At 44.2% G+C, this 16,968-nt stretch carries 13 protein-coding genes; 4 read left to right on the forward strand and 9 right to left on the reverse strand.

Annotated elements, in window-relative coordinates; all coding sequences use genetic code 11:
• The first annotated feature begins 1 nt into the window (after position 1).
• A complete protein-coding gene (locus BCU07_RS13690; RefSeq protein WP_102428538.1) occupies positions 2-1,681 on the forward strand; it encodes a BatD family protein in 1,680 nt (559 codons plus the stop codon).
• 69 nt (positions 1,682-1,750) lie between these two features.
• On the opposite strand, the gene BCU07_RS13695 is transcribed toward BCU07_RS13690, so the two are convergent.
• From BCU07_RS13695 to BCU07_RS13715, 5 genes are all read right to left on the reverse strand, one after another.
• Positions 1,751-3,895: a GGDEF domain-containing protein gene (locus BCU07_RS13695; protein ID WP_102428537.1), complete on the reverse strand. Its 2,145-nt coding sequence runs from the start codon at positions 3,893-3,895 to the stop codon at positions 1,751-1,753.
• A 336-nt stretch (positions 3,896-4,231) separates the two neighbouring features.
• Positions 4,232-4,981 (reverse strand): phosphate ABC transporter ATP-binding protein PstB, encoded by a 750-nt coding sequence (gene pstB, locus BCU07_RS13700; RefSeq protein ID WP_004737715.1) that lies wholly within the window; start codon positions 4,979-4,981, stop codon positions 4,232-4,234.
• Between the two features lie 90 nt (positions 4,982-5,071).
• The gene (gene pstA, locus BCU07_RS13705; protein ID WP_017064256.1) at positions 5,072-5,935 is read right to left on the reverse strand and encodes a phosphate ABC transporter permease PstA; all 864 of its coding nucleotides are present in this window, start codon (positions 5,933-5,935) and stop codon (positions 5,072-5,074) included.
• A 15-nt stretch (positions 5,936-5,950) separates the two neighbouring features.
• Positions 5,951-6,880 carry a phosphate ABC transporter permease subunit PstC gene (gene pstC, locus BCU07_RS13710; protein ID WP_017064255.1) on the reverse strand — a complete coding sequence of 310 codons (930 nt, stop codon included), beginning with the start codon at positions 6,878-6,880 and terminating at the stop codon, positions 5,951-5,953.
• Between the two features lie 111 nt (positions 6,881-6,991).
• Positions 6,992-7,813: a phosphate ABC transporter substrate-binding protein gene (locus BCU07_RS13715; protein ID WP_017064254.1), complete on the reverse strand. Its 822-nt coding sequence runs from the start codon at positions 7,811-7,813 to the stop codon at positions 6,992-6,994.
• A gap of 465 nt (positions 7,814-8,278) precedes the next feature.
• Here BCU07_RS13715 and BCU07_RS13720 point away from each other — a divergent pair, with 465 nt between their 5' ends.
• Positions 8,279-9,922, forward strand: coding sequence for a methyl-accepting chemotaxis protein (locus tag BCU07_RS13720; RefSeq protein WP_102428536.1), 1,644 nt, complete (start codon positions 8,279-8,281; stop codon positions 9,920-9,922).
• Positions 9,923-10,029: 107 nt separating this feature from the next.
• Here the strand turns inward: BCU07_RS13720 and BCU07_RS13725 are convergent, their stop codons facing one another.
• Positions 10,030-10,917 carry a lipase secretion chaperone gene (locus BCU07_RS13725; protein ID WP_065583797.1) on the reverse strand — a complete coding sequence of 296 codons (888 nt, stop codon included), beginning with the start codon at positions 10,915-10,917 and terminating at the stop codon, positions 10,030-10,032.
• 38 nt (positions 10,918-10,955) lie between these two features.
• Positions 10,956-11,897 (reverse strand): lipase family alpha/beta hydrolase, encoded by a 942-nt coding sequence (locus tag BCU07_RS13730; RefSeq protein WP_102428535.1) that lies wholly within the window; start codon positions 11,895-11,897, stop codon positions 10,956-10,958.
• A gap of 493 nt (positions 11,898-12,390) precedes the next feature.
• Between BCU07_RS13730 and BCU07_RS13735 the strand changes: the two genes are divergently transcribed.
• Positions 12,391-13,638, forward strand: coding sequence for an SGNH/GDSL hydrolase family protein (locus BCU07_RS13735; RefSeq protein WP_102428534.1), 1,248 nt, complete (start codon positions 12,391-12,393; stop codon positions 13,636-13,638).
• A gap of 157 nt (positions 13,639-13,795) precedes the next feature.
• Here the strand turns inward: BCU07_RS13735 and BCU07_RS13740 are convergent, their stop codons facing one another.
• Positions 13,796-15,127 (reverse strand): DEAD/DEAH box helicase, encoded by a 1,332-nt coding sequence (locus BCU07_RS13740; RefSeq protein ID WP_017104563.1) that lies wholly within the window; start codon positions 15,125-15,127, stop codon positions 13,796-13,798.
• Between the two features lie 361 nt (positions 15,128-15,488).
• Between BCU07_RS13740 and BCU07_RS13745 the strand changes: the two genes are divergently transcribed.
• On the forward strand, positions 15,489-15,755 hold the full coding sequence (locus BCU07_RS13745; protein ID WP_029223276.1) for an Lpp/OprI family alanine-zipper lipoprotein: 267 nt from the start codon (positions 15,489-15,491) through the stop codon (positions 15,753-15,755).
• 145 nt (positions 15,756-15,900) lie between these two features.
• On the opposite strand, the gene BCU07_RS13750 is transcribed toward BCU07_RS13745, so the two are convergent.
• Positions 15,901-16,875: a L,D-transpeptidase family protein gene (locus BCU07_RS13750; protein WP_102428533.1), complete on the reverse strand. Its 975-nt coding sequence runs from the start codon at positions 16,873-16,875 to the stop codon at positions 15,901-15,903.
• Positions 16,876-16,968 lie beyond the last annotated feature (93 nt).

Consider the following 16,968-nt stretch of genomic DNA (forward strand, 5'->3'; position numbering starts at 1 on the left):
CATGCGATTTTTAAACAAGCCATTTTTATCCGTACTCCTAACATTGTTGTTGGGAGCTTTCTCGTCCTTCTCAGTATTGGCTGCAAACGCCGTGGCGAGCGTTTCACATAACAGTGTCACCAAAGATGAAGTGTTCCTTCTTAGAGTTGCAACCGATGAAAAGGTCTCCTCTGATGCTCTAGATCTAACAGCGCTCCAGCAGGATTTCTATGTTGGCACACCAAACTTTGGGTCGTCGATGCGAATCGTCAATGGCAGCCGTTCGGTATCAAGTGAATGGAACATTAGCCTTGCTCCACTGCGTTTGGGTAAGTTGCAAATCCCGAGTTTTGATATTGAAGGGGCAAAAACCAAGCCTATCACCATCAATGTTGCAATTAACAAAGCCGCTCCAACTCAACATGATATGGCAGAGTTCCAGCTTAATCTCAGCAAGAACTCGCTGTACCCAGAAGAAGTGGCTGAGCTTGATGTAAAACTCATCATCAAAGCTGACCCAAGAAGGCTGCAAGATCCTAAAATAGCGCCACCGAGCTCGCCGGGCTTAGATGTGGAACCTATTGGTGAATCGAAGCAATTTCAAGATGTTCTCAATGGACAAGAGGTGACGGTAGTTCAACAGTCTTTCCGTATCTCTTCACAAAAGGCCGGACAGTTTAAGCTGAATGGACCGAAGCTGAATGGAGCCGTTGTTTACTCAACCAACAACTCCAGTACAACGCGTCTGTTCCAGCTCGACACGCCCGTTGAAATCTTAGATGTAACTGTGAAGGACGTACCAAAAGGCTACCAAGGTGAGTGGTTACCAACATCAAACTTCAAACTGATTCAACAATGGTCAGATAGCCAAGGCAATCAACTGGGAAATAGTAATGGTTTAGAAGGCGACAACCAAACCATTGAAATGGAAGCGGGTGATTCGTTAACTCGTACCATCACGATGACGGCTAGCAACTTAACGCAACACCAGTTGCCAAAACTGAATATCACCTACCCTAATTCGGTACGTGTTTATGAAGAGAAGCCGCAATTTGGCACAACTCAGTCAGGTGATTCTGTCGTTGTTTACAAGCAAGTCTTGATTCCGAAAGAGGCAGGAAACATCTCGCTTCCTGATGTGTCTCAAGCTTGGTTTAACACCGATTTGCAATCAGAACAAACCAGCAAAGCGCAGGGGCTAGAGTTAGCGGTAAAAGCAAGTGATCGCGCAACGTCAAGCACTCCACCAGTAACTGCTACGCCCGCCCAACAAGTAAACCCGACGGTTGTTACTGTGGATAGCCCTGGGATCTGGCCATATCTCACCGCCCTATTTGCAGCTTTGTGGCTAATCAGCTCAGCATTGGCATTCTACTTCTGGTCACGCCGCGGTGTAACGACAAAACCAACACACACTGTTGAACGTCAATCAGATACCGCAGAAGCGCTTATTGAAGCTCTAAGAACGAAAGATGGCGTGATGACCAGAACCTTATTTGAGCAATGGAAATATGAAAATACAGATCTAAGTGATGAGACGTTACAAACCGTTGAAGCCGAACTCACCAAGCTAAACCAAAGCCTTTATGGTGAAGCCGGTTCACCAGCCCAAACATGGAGCCCTGAGCTGGCAATCAAAACGGTGAAGAAGCCCAAGAGAGTTGCGAGTAAAAAGCATAATAGTTCGCTAGAAAATCTTTAGTCGACGCTGTTCATCAAGAACAGTAAAACACAAAGGCCGTTGATCATCTTGAGATCAACGGCCTTTATTTTAAGAAAGAGAGGCTGTGACTTTTTTACGTTTTAAGGCAGAAACAATTCGATTTCGCCCCGAGTCTTTGGCTTGATACAAGGCTTTATCTGCCTTGCCATACAACAAATCAAAATCGAACTGATGCTGGTCAGACGTTATCGAGGCATAGCCAACGGATGCCGTTAAATATGGGCTGGTACTACTTTCACAATGCAGGATTTTTGCCTCTTCAATGCATTTTCTAATCGACTCTGCACGTTGCTTTGTCTCTGAGTGATTCGTGCCAATCATCAACAACATAAACTCCTCTCCGCCAATCCGGCAGAAGGTTTCTTTATCATTGTGAACATGGGCATTCAGTATCTCACCTACCGTCCTCAGAGCCGCATCCCCTTCAGTATGACCATAGACACTGTTGTACAAACCAAAGTGGTCGAGGTCGACAAGAATCAAGCCAAATGTAATTTCGTTCTGTAAGGCAAAGGCACCTTGATCGTCACCGTTCAAGTCTTCTAGAACCTGCGACAACATACGGCGGTTTCCAAGGCGCGTCAGTGGGTCTAATTTAGAAATGATGTCTAACTGTTCATTGGCTCTTTCAAGCTCTTGAGTGCGCTTACTGACCTCTTGCTCAAGCGTTTCATTGAGCTTTTTAAGCTCCTCTTGCGCCATGGTTCTTTGCAACACCTCTGCGAGGCTAGAGGCAAAGATACGAATTACTTCGCGAAGCTGGGAAGTTAAAGGGCTGCGTGTTAACAAGTTATCAGCAGCGATAAACGCAATCGGCTCACCCGTATTGGTGGTGAGCATGGTCATTGCCGTCCAACCGACTCCCACAATATTGAAATCGTGATAGATAGGAACTGATTCTTCAAAGGCAACTTGATTAGGGCAAGCACGAGCTGCGGCTACAATGTCACGTTCCACCAGCTCAGAGCGATAATAGGACTCATCGACAATATCGCCTTTGATGTCAGTGCCCCAAGTACCTTGCATGTAACTGCACTTTTTGTCTGTTAGGAAAACAGCCAGTCGATCGATACCTAGATGTTGAATCGCAAAACTAACCGCGGACTTACAGACTTCACTGACGCTATCGCATCGGGACAGCTCAACCATACTCGAGTGCAACATACGTATGTTCTGCTCTTGGCGCTTGCGAATATAGATTTGAGAAAGCAAAGAGCCAAAAGACTCAAGCATCTGCTTTTGATAGTTAGTAATCGGTGAGCGATGAATGTAGTTATCCATGGCGATCCAGCCGACAGGTTTGTCGCCTTCACGTAAGATCAACATGCCATTCCAACCTTGCCCTACGACCTTGCCTTCGGTGTATAGCGGCGCTTTCTCAATAATAACTAGGTTGATGTGATTGTCAGACAACGCCTCAATGTATTCGGCTTCAAGTTGATGTAAATCGTACTGAGTATGATGCTCGCTGTTAGTTTTTCCCCGCTCATCGGTGCCGTAAGTGCCACTAAAGCAGCGCTTTTTCATATCGAGTAACATGAAGATCGCACGGTCAAAGCCTAGACGGTCGCGCACTGCCTCAACAGAAGCCTTATACAAAGCATCCAAAGAGTCAGGATTAGAAAGCTCTAACGCGACCTGATGGACTAGTTTCATGTTCTCAACAAATAGCTCTCGCAGCTTAATTTCATCAAGGTACTGCGCTTCACGTGTGTCTCTGTATTTTATCTCCAGCGCAGCGTTCTTTTCCGCACGAATACACTGCCAGCGAGCTGCGGCTAGTTGAAGGACATCAAGATCTTGGTCAAAGGTTTGATTAACCTTCTCAGCATTGCAATTTTGAACAATTAAATAAGTTCTGGAGGCAGGTGCGTTGTCGAGCATCATGATAAACGACTCCCCACCAAGCACTTTCATGTGTTCCCACTTGCAGGTGTTGATAGCCATTGGCAAAACCCCGTCTGCGGTATCAAACTGTGAGACCCACGGCCAAAATGTAGAGGGGTAGCTCGCCAATGAGGTTAGGTCGCCATAAGAAAAAAGCGGTAATGCGTCGCTCTCCGGCGTCGGTTCAGCAAATATTCCTATCCCTTTTGGAGTAAGTACCTTAACCAGATAGTCAAAAAGAGACTCAGCCAACAGACGATGGTCGCGTGTCGCAGATATTTGTTTTGCAAAGGCTTTAACAGGCACAGCTTCCTTCCATTGGCGATTAAGAATAAAGCAAAAATACAGAAGGCTTGATATGCAATCAATGTAAGTAAAAATGAGATGTTAAGCGGGTCGCAGTTTCACCTTTAACATTATCACAAGCATGAGAAGGACGACAAAAATGGGATTCTCTGCCCAAAATCACATCGACATTGGGGATTTTTTAGACACATAAAAAAGCCCCACCTATAGTGGGGCAAAACTTCCATCGCTTATAGTTATAGTGATAATTCTGTTGTTCTATTCGATTATCTAACCTGCGTTTCAGTTAGTGTGTAAAGGTATCTAATCGCTTAAATACCACACGTAAATCGTCGATTAACCGAAGTCACCGTTTACGTAACCTTTAGTACGATCATCTTTTGGTTCACTGAAGATAACGCTGGTTTCGTTATGCTCTACAAGCTCTCCCATTAGGAAGAAAGCCGTGCGGTCTGAGATACGACGCGCTTGCTGCATTGAGTGCGTTACGATAACGATAGTGAAGTCTTTCTTCAGATCTTCCATCAATTCTTCAATCTTGTGTGTCGCGATTGGGTCTAGAGCCGATGTTGGTTCATCCATCAGGATTACATCTGGTTCCATTGCAATGGTACGTGCGATACATAGACGCTGTTGTTGACCACCAGACAGACCAAATGCATGCGCTTTAAGACGGTCTTTTACTTCATCCCACAGTGCAGCACTGCGTAGCGAGCGCTCAACCACTTCATCGATGTGTTTTTTGTCTTTGATACCTTGAGCACGTAGGCCGTATGCCACGTTCTCGTAGATGCTCATTGGGAACGGGTTTGGCTTTTGGAATACCATGCCTACGCGGATACGTAGGTCAGCGACATCGATATTACCGTAGATGTCAGTGCCATCCATATCCAGCTTACCCTTAATCGTAACGCCTTCAATTAGGTCATTCATGCGGTTCAAACAACGCAATAGTGTTGATTTACCACAGCCAGACGGGCCAATCAGAGCAGTAACCTGGCGAGTTGGAATTGGCAGGTTGATAGATTTAAGCGCTTGGTTGTCGCCGTAAAACAGATCTAGGTTCTCAATATCAAATTTATTCATGTTCGTAATCTCTAAATTCTTAAATTCGTGTCTAACTTGATGCTTTCTTTATCACGGGGGCTCGCTTTATTTATGAGCAAGCTAATGAGCTTAGTAAGTTGCCGTGTTGAAGCGTCTCGCAATCAGTTTTGTAACCATGTTGATCAAGAGAACCAGTACGATTAGGACTGTCGCCGTGCCGTAGGCTTGGTTCCACTCATCGATAGTAAATAGCTCTGTTGTCAGCTTATATAGGTGAACCGTTAGTGTACGGCCAGAATCGAATACCGACTCAGGAACACGTGCCACCATACCTGCTGTTAAAAATACAGGTGCTGATTCGCCAATTACACGACCAATACTAAGAATGACCGAAGTTAAGATACCTGGCATTGCGCTTGGTAAGATCAAACGCCAGATAGTGTAGATTTTTGAAGCGCCAAGGCCGTATGAGCCTTCGCGGTAAGTTTGTGGCACTGCCATCAATGCTTCTTCTGTAGTACGAATGATTACAGGAAGAATCAGGATACTTAGCGTTAGTGCACCCGACAGAATCGAGAAGCCAAGACCAAGAATCGAAACAAAGAAGGTCATACCGAACAGACCAAAGATGATCGATGGGATACCAGCTAACGACTCAGTACAGAATCGAATCACTTTCACCAATCGGCTACCTACTTTCGCATATTCAGTTAAGTATATCGCCGTCATGATGCCCAGTGGCGCGGCTACCGCAATCGATGCGATTACCATGTAGATCGTGGCAATGATCATTGGGAAAATACCACGTTCTTCACCAGTACGAGTGTAATCGTCAGTGATGAAGTTCCAATCTACGTATTGCAGACCGTTCGATAGGATGTACCAAATAATCCAGAATAAGAAACCAACGGTTACAGCTGCAGCTGCCCAGATAAAACCTTTTAGGATGTTATCTTTGGTTTGACGTGCTTGTTTTAGTTTTACGCGATCCATATTACTTATCCTCGCCTACTTCGCTTTTTCACGGTTAAGATAAAGTAGAGCACCATTTAACATCATGATGAACACTAGAAGTACAACACCTGTTGCGTACAGTGCGTTAGCGTGAACGCCACTTGCGTAAGACATTTCAATTGCAATGTTTGCTGTTAGCGTACGAGCAGAGTCCAAAATGCCTTCTGGCATTGCTGGCGCGTTACCCATAACCATGATGATTGCCATCGTTTCGCCAAGTGCGCGGCCGATACCCAAAATCACACCAGTCATAATGCCTGAACGTGCAGCAGGAACGAGTAGCTTAAAAATCGTGTAGATTTTCGAAGCACCCAGTGCAAGTGAACCTTCTTTGTATGTGCGAGGTACAGCACGAATCGAAGTTTCAGAAACCGTGATAACGGTAGGAAGAATCATGATACCCAGAACAATGATACCCGCCAGGATAGTGTTACCCGCTGGTACTTGGAAAACGTTCTGAATCATTGGAACGATAATTACTAGACCGAAGAAGCCGTAAACTACCGACGGGATACCCGCTAGAAGCTCAACTGCTGGTCGAATAATATCTGCAAGACGCTTTGGAGCAATCTCAGCAATAAAAATAGCGGTTAATACACCAACTGGCACACCAACAACTACAGCTCCAAGTGTCGAAACAATCGATGCAACAATCATGGTTGCAACACCGAATAGAGCTGGAGGTAACCAGTCAACACCCAGAACGATGCCAGAAACACCGGCCTCTTGGAATGCAGGGATACTCTCTGCAACGATAAAGTAAGCGATAACGGCTAGTGATACGATGCCGATTACAGCACTCGATAAGAACAAGCCGTGGAAGATTCTTTCTCTCCAGTCGATGCGCTTCTTAGCACGTAGACTTGGCTTGTTGATTTGAGTCGCTTCAGTATTCATAAGCTTTTCACTATTTGCGATGGTCATATATAAAATCTCAAACTTTGTGGCTCAATAAGAGCTCGAAATAAACAAAGTTGAAAGAAAAGGCTCAGCCTAAAGCAGGCTGAGCAATAATTAAGATTGAGTCAGTTAAGATTAGTTAACTGTGATGTAGCCTTTCTTACCAGCGATAGCTTGAGCTTCATCTGCAACCATCCAATCTAGGAATTGTTGAGTTTCAGCTGTTGGAGCGCCTGCTTTGTAAAGAACTAGGAATGGACGAGCAACTTTGTAAGAACCGTTCTTAACGTTGTCTACAGTCGCAGCAGCGCCGTCGATAGTTAGAGCTTGAACAGATTCGTCAACTGTACCTAGAGAGATAAAGCCGATAGCGTATGGGTTGCTTGCTACAGAAACTTTAAGTGCGCCGTTACCGTTTGCAACTTGTGCACGTTGAGAGATAGCCGATACTTTCTTATCGCCAATCTTCTTCTTAAGCTTCATGATGTCTTCGAATGCACCACGTGTACCTGATGCAGTATCACGAGTGATTGCTACGATTGGCTTGTCAGCACCACCAACATCTTTCCAGTTAGTGATGTCGCCTTTATAGATTGAAGTGATTTGCTCCGCTGTAAGAGCAGATACTTCGTTGTTCGGGTTAACAACAACTGCGATACCGTCACGAGCGATAACGAGCTCTTTCAGGTCAGCTGTTTTCTCTTCTTCTTTTAGGTCACGAGAAGAGATACCAAGGTCAGCACTTCCATTTTTTGCTGCTTTGATGCCTGCAGAAGAACCTGGTGCTTGAATTTCGATGAACACTGGTTCGCCTTTATTCATGTAGGTTTCTGCAAAAACTTCAACCAGTGGAGAAGCACTGTTAGAGCCAACTACAGAGATAGTTTCTTTAGCTGAAGCTGTATTCACTGTTAGAGCGCCTAGTAGTGCGATTGCACCGATAACTGTCTTTTTCATCACAAATTTCCTTTAGTGGCGTTATTGCCGTAATGTTGTGTTTTGCTTGAACGAGGCCTACTTTAGAATCCGAATATGACAGTTGTGTTTCACTTAATTGAAGCCTATATGACAACTGCAATTTATTTTCTTGTTTCTCCCCTACCAATTAGCCTTAAAGTAATAAATTAGCCCCACTCATAGGCACCGAATATTCATTCCAACCTACTTAAGCTAAACCGCTCAATATCTCGCCATCCCTTTTATTACCTAATACCACACAAGGTTCTGTGCCAAATAACCCTACCTTAAAAATGGCTAAAGCCTTGTTTGTACAATAAATATTCAAAATTTATCAAATATCTATCTCATATATCAAAATCGAATTCATTACTGATTGAATTGTCAGTCTCATTAGTTAGAATCGCCAACTAATTCTAATAATAATAATTCTCATCTATTTGTTTTATTCAAGAAGGACATTACATGCGCCAACTTCTCAGTGGCTTATCAATCAAAATACAAATTCTTATACCCGTACTATTTTCCGTCGTTTTACTTTTAGCCGGTGTCATTATCGGTAGTGAAAAGCTAGAAAGTGCATTCAAAGATGTATCAGTAGCGACCGACCAATTAATCTTACATAAAGAAGAACTAAGCGAAATCGTCGACAACAGCTATGGCATGCGCATCAAAGCGATTTACAGTCTATTCAATGCTGATGACGTAAAAACATTGGTTGAAACACTAAACCAAAAACGCGATCAGAATACTCGCCTACTGAATTCATTAGACACAGTGCCAGGCATGCAAGATGAAGTGGCCGCGATGAACAAAGCGATGAATCACTATGTCGATTTTTCTCGTACCACCATGCTTCCGCTATTAAGAGCGAAACACGGCGATGCATCACTATCTTCAGATTTTGAAAACCGCTACCAGATCGCAATCGACCAATACCGACATGCGGGTAATGAAATGGTGCAAGCGATCAATACTCTGTCTAAAAAGCTGAACTTGCTTGCCACTCAAGAGGTCGACATCAACGGTCAGCAACACGCTAGCACGCTGACTACTGCGACCATTGCACTGTTGGTGATCCTGTCTGTAGCTCTAATTATCAGTTGGACGCTGGCTGGTATCATTGTTAAGCCGATCAGCAACATTCAAGAAACGATGCGGGAAGTAGCAAAAGGTAACTTGTTAGTTAAAGCAGAAGAGTATGGCGACAACGAAATCTCACGCCTAGCACAAGACGTAAACCAGTCTGTTGAACAGCTGCGTGACACGGTAAGCTCGCTGTCTCGAATCAGTATCGAAGTGGCTTCTGCGTCGACAGAGCTAGCGGCTGTAATGACACAGTCCAGCGTTAACTCAGACCAAGAGAAGCAAGAGGTGGAGCAAGTTGCTTCTGCTGTGAACCAATTGGAAAGCACAGCAGCACACGTTAATGAGAACGCAGTACAAGCCGACTCAGCGTCTAAGCAAGCTGACGAAATGGCGACACACAGCATGAGCTTGTTTAATGAAAGCAACAAAGCTAACGAACAGATGGCGATTCAGCTAAGCGAAGCTGCAAATGTTGTGGGCACGCTAAAAGAGCACTCTGAACAGATTGGTAAAGTGATTGAGGTGATTCAAAGTATCTCTGAACAAACTAACCTGCTGGCGCTTAACGCAGCAATCGAAGCCGCTCGTGCAGGTGAAAGCGGTCGTGGTTTCGCAGTGGTTGCTGATGAAGTTCGAATGCTAGCGGCACGTACACAAGATTCAACCAAAGAGATCCAAACCATCATAGAAGGTTTGCAGGTTCAATCCGGTAACGCGAATGAAAGCATGAGCAGCTCATTATCTATGCTGGAACACAACCAAACTCTTGCAGGTGAAGTAAGCGCGGCGCTTTCAGGCATTGCTAACTCGGTAACGGACATGACTGAGATTAACACTCAGGTTGCCTCTGCCGCCGAAGAGCAAAGCCAAGTAACCTCAGACATCAACCGTAACATCTCAAACATCTACAGCCTAGTAAGCCAAAACGTTACCGACATTACTCAAGCCGCTGCAGCAAGCCACGAGCTTTCTAACCTAGCAGAACAACAGAAGCAGCAGTTGGATTACTTTAAGGTATAGGCTTCAAGGTACGAAGTTCAAGGCAAACAGATTCAGGCTGTATGCTCTTTAGAACTCGCCGATAAACAAAAAGCCAGCCATCATGGCTGGTTTTTCGCTTTTAGACACTACTGGCGAGATTCAGCCGCTCGAATTCTTTCAATCGCTTCTACCCTTCTAAGCTGTTCTGGTAGGAAATGTTCAGTCCTAAGTTGCGCAATCTTCTCTTGTTGTTCGGTTTTTGATAGGAATGAATCTTTCAAGACATCATTTCGTTCTGCGAAGTAGACCTCTAACGAGTCTTCAAAGGCCGCTCTTTGTTTATCAAGTGCTTCAAGTCTCTGGGTTGCTTCTTCACCGACAAGTTCGCTTCTCTTTAAGTATTTACCCTGTTCATCGAGACCTTCAGAGCTAGAGAGCTGTTGGAGTAACACCTGATTCTGGTGACTCGACTGAACATAATCAGGTTGCTCAGATAGATAGGATTCGAGTCTTTGTTGGTATTCTTCATCCTCTAATCCCTCCTGTTTCAGAAGTAACTTTTCTAAGGCGATTTCTCTCATTCTGTTGTCGTGCGTAAACAGAATACTTATCTCGCTCTCACTGAAAAACTGAGCTTGGAGGTCAAGGAGCGCTTGATTAAGTGCACGTAGATCATCAGCGGAAATGGATGTGGTACCGAACTGCACGTCCAACGATGTCAGTGCCGACTTATACTCAAGATATTTGGCAAACAGTGCTTCATCAACCACGGTTGTTGATGATTGTTCGTGGTGTTTCGCCACGTTGTCTCGAATATCTTCAAGGGTTAATTCTGTATTACCTGACACGAAATATTCCATCATGTCTTTTGCTGATGCGTTATCGATGTCGGTATCTTGCTGAGAGGTGACTTTCAATGAGGAGACGCGTTGTTCGTCGTCAGTATGTGTATCTTGATTATTTAGATATAAAAAGACCGCCGCTGTGCTCATCAGGGCTATCGTGGTTATCGACAAAATGGCGGTCTTTTTCATCATACTTCCCTTGTTTTCTTATTAAACGGCTTTGCAGACTACAAGCCAGCCAACTTCAATCGATTGGCATGCTGACGATATAGTGTTACAGGATCTGTCTCAAACAAGTGGTGAATTCCCAATAACCCATTAATCTCATCTAGGTGGTTCATTTTGTAATCATCACCAATCACTTTGCCCAAATGCGCGCTGCATGCTCCTACTAAGCCATCATTAGGTTCGTTGAAGGCTAAGCCTAGGATTGTCATCGCTCCGTCGGTAGGATCAAGAAGGTTGGTAAAAGTGGAAGACCCTGTCCATGAATAGTAATAAACGCCGTTACTTGCTTGCCACTCACCATCGCCACACTCAGACGTCGGAACGCCCTCAGGGTAAAACTGGTTGAAGGCTAGCGAGCCTTCTGTGGTCAATGCTTCAAGAGAAGCGAGGCCGTCTTGGTCGAGATCCGTTCCACCAGATAAAAGGTTAATCAGTGTCGTTAATCCACCTGCTAATTTAACCGCGATACCTTCTGTGACAGAGCCTTCAGATACGTTCCCTCGAACGAGATCAGCGACCTTAGAACCTTTATGCACACCGCCAATACTGGTCACTGAAGCAACAAGATCAGGTCGAACTGACGCAACATAACGAGCCGTAGGCCCACCGTGGCTATGACCAACCAGATTCACCTTACTTGCTCCTGTTGCAGCTAACAGCGTTTCAACTTGGCTGAGTAACTGTTCACCACGGACCTCTGAACTGTTGGTTGCAGAGACCTGAGCGACATATACGTTCGCGCCATCTTTGGTTAGGGATTCAGGTACGCCATAGAAATAGTCAACGCCCGCTAATGTATCGAAACCAAACAGACCATGTACCAACATAATGGGGTATTTCGTTTCAGTGTATCCGCTGGCTTCTAATGCTGATGCGCTCGTTCCGGCATATACGCCAAAACTGGATAGGCAGGCTATCGTCCAAATTAATATCTTTCTCAATGCTCTTTCCTTAAACAGATTAGACCTCTGATGAGTAAAAGGACCGTAGATGATAATTTTATAAAACAGAAAGTAACGACTTCATATTTGTGATGGCGAACTTGAATTAAACAGGTGCGATGAACATCAGGCAAACAGAATCAGGAGAAAAACAAAAATATAAGCAATTGATTAAATTAACATTTAACTAAGGTTGATGAGATTGTTCTTTCAATATCCCGACTCAAATATCAATTCAACATTCTCAATAAACCAAAATTATTCGACAAATAACCGTTTGGAAACAGGTATTTTTCAACCAAAAACTCGTTGATAACTTGATGCTTATTCCATTAACGACACACCACAACCCTGAATATATTGACGCTAATTATTGATTTTAGATATAGGTCGTACCAGTTATTTACTTATCCACTTATCCACTTATCAAGAAACAAGAAACAAGCAACAGCGTTTCTGTTTGGCTCATCTAAATATAAAAGAGAATACAGTGATGAAAAATACGGCTTTAATACTCACGTTAGCCCTGCCTTTTGCCGCTTATGCCGCTGAAGACTCAATACCAACACCTGAATCGATTACATCTGCACAAGTACTCAGTGCACAAGGCTCAGAGACCTATTCATATGTTAGATGTTGGTATCGAACCGATGCCTCTCATGATTCCCCAGCCACCGACTGGAAGTGGGCAAAGAACGAGAGTGGTGATTACTACACGATCAACGGATATTGGTGGTCTTCTGTTTCTTTCAAAAACATGTTCTACAGTGATGCGCCTCAATCTGAAATCAAACAGCGTTGCGAACAGACGCTCGACATCCAACATGACGCCGCTGACATCACCTACTTTGCCGCAGATAATCGCTTCTCTTACAACCACTCCATCTGGACCAACGATAACGCGTTCCAGGCCAATAGCATCAATCGTATTGTCACCTTTGGTGATAGCCTGTCCGACACTGGTCATCTATTTAATGGCTCACAATGGTTTTTTCCGAACGCAGATTCGTGGTTTTTAGGGCACTTTTCGAATGGTTTAGTCTGGACGGAGTATTTAGCAAAAGCGAAAGATGTCCCTCTGTATAACTGGGCTGTGGGTGGCGCCGCAGGTACCAACCAATACGTGGCATTGACTGGTGTTTATGATCAAGTCACCTCTTATCTGACCTACATGAAAGTCGCCAAAAACTATCGTCCGGAAAACTCACTGTTTACTTTAGAGTTTGGCCTCAATGACTTCATGAATTACAACCGAGAAGTCGCCGATGTAAAGGCTGACTTTAGCAGCGCGCTGATCCGCTTAACAGAATCTGGTGCGAACAATATCCTGCTGTTCACCTTACCCGATGCAACCAAAGCCCCTCAATTCAAATACTCTACCGAACAAGAGATAATAAAAGTTCGTGGCAAGATCTTAGAATTCAACCAGTTCATCAAAGCTCAAGCCGAGTTTTACCAAGGTATAGGGAAAAACGTGGTGTTGTTCGATGCAAGTGCGTTGTTCGCCAGCATTACCGATAACCCAGAACAACATGGCTTTCGAAACGCGAATGACGCCTGTCTTGATATCAATAGAAGCTCAGCTTCAGACTATTTGCGAAGCCACAGCTTGACTAATGATTGCGCGACCTATGGCTCAGACAGCTATGTATTTTGGGGCGTGACACACCCAACCACTGCCACTCACAAATACATCGCAGACCATATCTTGGCGTACTCATTCTCAACGTTCAATTTCTAGCGGAAGAGCCCAGCGAGTATCATGAGTTACCGCCTGTAAATACCGAGAGTTAAGGGCTTACACAAAGTACAGCTACAAAAAAACCGCCATCTTCGGCGGTTTTTGTTTGCATCAACCTTTCAAAGCTAAGCCTAAGCTTTTAAGTCACGCAAGTTGATTACTCGTCGTCCACTTTTGGTGCAACTTTCTTCTTAGGGATAAACACGGTATCACCCACCGCCACATTTTGGTGGAAGCTCTTATCGCGCTTAACCGGTTTCTTCGGCGTCTTCTTAACTTGAGTGTTGGTCTTCTTCTTCGCTGGCCCGCCTTTAGCAAACGCAGGTTTACGAGGCTTAATGCCTTTGAATTTACCTTTCAAGCCTTCAAGCACAGAGAAAGTAAGATCTTGTTGAAGGTAAAGCTCAACACGCTTAAAGCTGTCCCAGTCTTTTGGACCAACTAAAGAGATTGCATCACCTTTGTTACCCGCACGACCAGTACGACCAACGCGGTGCACGTACTCTTCTGTATGCTTAGGCATATCAAAGTTGATCACGTGGCTTACGTTTGGAATATCGATACCACGAGAAGCAACATCGGTTGTTACCAAGATCTTGTAAACCGCACGCTCGAACTGGCTCATGATGGCATTACGTTGCGTTTGGTTTAGGTTGCCACTCAATGCAACTGCTTTAAGCTTTTTCTCGTTCAACTTATCCGTTAAACGGTCAGTATCGGCACGAGTTGCAGTGAAGATCATCACCTGACGGTATTCAGCTTCTTCAATCACACGATCCAAGATCGCTTCTTTATGATCAAGATGGTCACACAGGTAGAACTTCTGAGTGATATCAAGGTGCTGTTCGTTAGAAACACCAACAGAGATACGCTTAGGTGCGTCTAGCATTTCATTTGCAATGCCATTCACTTCCGCGTGATCAAGCGTCGCAGAGAACATCAACGTTTGACGACGACGGTGCTTAGCTGCATTCGCAATGCGACGTAATTCAGGTGCGAAACCTAAATCCAGCATACGGTCAGCTTCATCAAGGATTAGCGTTTCAACACCATCTAAAAACAGTGAGCGGTGCTCAAGGTGATCAGCAAGACGGCCTGGAGTCGCAACAATAAAGCGAGGGTACTTACGCAGAGCTTTAACTTGGTCGTTAAAGTTTTCGCCACCCAAGATAAGTGTCGCTTCGTAAGACAGACCGCCAAGCATGCTACGCAGCTCGCCGTAAACTTGTTTTGCTAGCTCACGAGTAGGAGCCAAAATTACACCACGAGGATCTTTAGCAGAAAACGCTTTTGTTTTTAATGCTTTATGTATCATCGGCAACACAAACGCCAATGTTTTACCTGATCCCGTTTTTGATGAAGCCAATAGATCCTTACCAGCAATAGCAACAGGGATCGCTTTTGATTGGATCTCTGTCGCCTTCTTGAAGTCGTAATGTTTTAAGTTCTTCAGTAAGCGGTTATCTAAGCCTAAATCTTTAAAGTGCAAAGGACTCTCCAGTCATGATGGTATTGAATAAAATTAATTTAACGTGACATGATACCGCGAAAGTACTTTATAAGGATAGAGATCACAGTAAATTTATCCTTTTATCTAATGTTAGCCAGAATATTGTATGCACCGCGAGCAAAGGGGTGACTCCCCTTTCACTGCCTTATTACCGCGCCAAACACTTCATCTCAAAAATGAGACAGATTGTGATACCGAGCTAATTACCTCAAAAATTTAGCAATTTCTTTAGTTATTGTTTTTGCAGTTAAAAAATTAGTCGCTACAATCATTAATGAAGCGACTATATGATAAAGAATGTATAGCGCATCTTTTGATGATAATTAAGCAAGGAGTTCTTATGAATAAGACGTTAATCGCAGCTGCAGCCTCAGTATTTATTTTAGCTGGTTGTTCTTCAGAGCCTGAAGAAGCAGCGGTATCAGAAATGGACCAACTAACTAACCAAGTTGCTGAGCTAACCAGCGAAGTAGAAGCACTTAAGAGTGACAAAGCTGCTGCTGAAATGAAAGCTCAAGAAGCATCAGCTGCCGCTATGGCAGCAAAAGAAGAAGCGGATCGTGCTAACGACCGTATCGATAACATTGCTGAGTCTTACACTAAGTAATTGAGATAGAAGCTCAATTAAGCTGTAGATTTCAAAAGACGTATATACATGCAGTAAATTGACAACACCACCTCTTTCGAGGTGGTGTTTTTTATTTAGGGAGAAGAGAAAGAAAGCTTTAAGGCTTTATTCACAACCTATCAAATTAGAACTCAATCACAGGCGGTGCGATTTCAACAGGCACACCATTTTGAGCAAAGATAACTGCTTTTGCCTTTGAGTTAGGAAGGTCTGCATCTTCAAGCCACCATTTCAATTCAACAGGGATTTGCAGTAATTTCTTAGAGCCGTCACTTCGCGTCAATGGTTCGTGCGCTTCAACAAACACGCTTCTATCAGGCTCTAAAGACACTTTAATAGGCTCATCGATTATCGTGACTTGTTCACCACGACTAACCTGTTCAAAAAGCCACTCAATATCTTTAGGTTCCATACGAATACACCCGGAGCTGACTCGCAAACCAATCCCAAAGTCTTTATTGGTGCCATGTATCAGGTAATCACCGGCACCATAAGCAAGTCGCAATGCATACTCACCCAAAGGGTTTTCAGGCCCAGCAGGAACCACTCTTGGTAACTCTATGCCTTTCTCTAAGTACTCTTTGCGGATTGAGTTTGGAGGAGTCCAAGTCGGGTTTGGACGTTTTTGGCTTATCTTTGTGATCATCTCAGGAGTATCACGCCCTACTCGACCAATACCGACAGGGAAGACATGCACCTGATTTTTCTCAGGCTCAAAGTAGTACAACCTCAACTCAGCAAGGTTAATCACAATGCCTTTTCTCGGAGTATCCGGCAGAATTAAACGGCTAGGAATGCTTAACACATAGCCTTCAGCAGGAAGAAAAGGATCGACCCCTTTGTTTGCCGCCATCAAAGAGAGAAAGCCAATATCATATTGCTTTGCAATAATAGCCAACGTTTCACCCGCCGCAACTTCATGTTGCTGGATTCTACCCACAATGCGGCTTTCCGTTGGTGGCAATTCAAAGGTTGCAGCAGACACCCACGATGAAGCTATCCCGCTGGCAAGCAAAGTAGTTCTTACAACAAGCGACGCCGCCCTGTGAAGTCGTGTTTTCATTGACGGCAAAGGCGTCGAGTTAGCGCAATGCGACATACAAATCCTTGGTTTGTCTTTTATCAAAGTTTAGATTATCTCTGATCAAACGTCTCTACAACGTATTGTTGTCTCGAAACTGATAGACAACAA

Source organism: Vibrio sp. 10N.261.54.E10 (assembly GCF_002877735.2).
In the GTDB taxonomy this organism is placed as follows: domain Bacteria; phylum Pseudomonadota; class Gammaproteobacteria; order Enterobacterales; family Vibrionaceae; genus Vibrio; species Vibrio crassostreae_C.